At 46.9% G+C, this 622-nt stretch carries 2 protein-coding genes; one reads left to right on the top strand and one right to left on the bottom strand.

Annotation, left to right across the window (positions count from 1 at the left end; translation table 11 throughout):
* The coding region (locus tag ACTHUR_RS15570; protein ID WP_440399539.1) for an SDR family NAD(P)-dependent oxidoreductase at positions 1-317 on the bottom strand (317 nt) is incomplete at its 3' end.
* A 129-nt stretch (positions 318-446) separates the two neighbouring features.
* Here ACTHUR_RS15570 and ACTHUR_RS15565 point away from each other — a divergent pair.
* On the top strand, positions 447-622 hold a 176-nt coding region (locus tag ACTHUR_RS15565; RefSeq protein WP_440399540.1), incomplete at its 3' end, for a Tex-like N-terminal domain-containing protein.

Below are 622 nucleotides of genomic sequence, written 5' to 3'. Positions count from 1 at the left end.
ACCAAGCTGCCCGACACATTGTTGTCGTAGTATTTCATTGGTTCGGCCACGCTTTCACCGACGGCCTTCAAGCCGGCAAAATGGATGACGGCATCAATATCGTGTTCTGCAAAGATTTGACGCAACACTTCACGATCACGGATATCCCCTTGATAAAAAGGCACAGACTTGCCGGTAATCTTTTCCAAGCGCGGGAGGATATTGGCAGACGAATTGCACAAATTGTCCAAAATCACAGCATTAAAGCCTGATTTCAGCAGGGAAACAACGGTATGGGAACCGATAAAGCCGGTACCGCCGGTGATAAGAATAGTCATTGGTTTTCCTTATACAGCATATGTTATCTTGTTTTGAATGAAGTGTATCAGTATTATCCTTTGTCTTCCCAAAAATTATCTTACGTTGTGCTGTCCTATCAATCGTTCAGATGGAATATGAAGGAATATATGAACATTACCCAAATTCTCTCCCAAGAACTCTCCGCCACTACCGCGCAAATCAATGCCGCCATTGAGCTTTTGGACGACGGCGCGACCGTACCCTTTATCGCGCGTTACCGTAAAGAAGCCAAGGGTGGGCTGGACGATACGCAGCTGCGCCAGCTTGCCGAGCGGCTGCAATA

It is taken from the genome of Neisseria sp. P0021.S007 (genome assembly GCF_051956855.1).
Note: the sequence above shows the minus strand (reverse complement) of the source record. Positions and strands in the feature narration are given on the sequence as shown.